The sequence below is a fragment of the Psychrobacter sp. 1U2 genome, from assembly GCF_051847575.1.
The window spans coordinates 1-540 of sequence record NZ_JBPYDC010001696.1 but is presented as its reverse complement, the minus strand read 5'-3'; the positions used below and the strand labels follow the sequence as shown (position 1 = coordinate 540).

1 pseudogene is annotated in these 540 nt (G+C 43.1%); it reads left to right on the top strand.

Annotated features, from left to right (window positions below):
• A pseudogene (locus tag ACS8FD_RS23940) lies at nucleotides 1-463 on the top strand (transcription antitermination factor NusB); the annotation flags it as partial.
• Nucleotides 464-540 lie beyond the last annotated feature (77 nt).

Here is a 540-nt window from a genome sequence, read left to right as displayed (position 1 = left end):
AGAGCAAGCTGAAAAAAACATCGCGCTCAATATTGTCTGTGCGGACGCCACGACATGGCAAGGTGCTGGTAAGAAAAAGAGCAAGCTCGTATTTGACGCTATATTACTAGACTCACCTTGTACGGCTACGGGGGTGATTCGTCGTCATCCTGATATCAGTATCCTGCGTACGGAAGAAGACGTCGAGCAAACCGCACTGTTACAAGCGGATATCTTGCACAATCTGTGGCCACAACTTAAAGTCGGTGGCTATCTATTATATGTGACTTGCTCTATCTTAAAGCAAGAAAACGTTGAACAAATGCAAGAGTTCCTCACGCACTATAACAATGCGGTAGCGATTGAATTTACCGAGGATTGTAACTGGGGCATCGCTCAAGCGATCGGTCGTCAGTGTCTACCGATAGATAGCGCTAGCGGAGATGGTTTTTATTATGCATTGCTGCAAAAGACTGCTGAATAAAATACAATATTACAGAACCTCACTCTCAGCTTTATAGATTCATTAATATAAGCTGGTTTTTTTAGCTAAGCATAAAC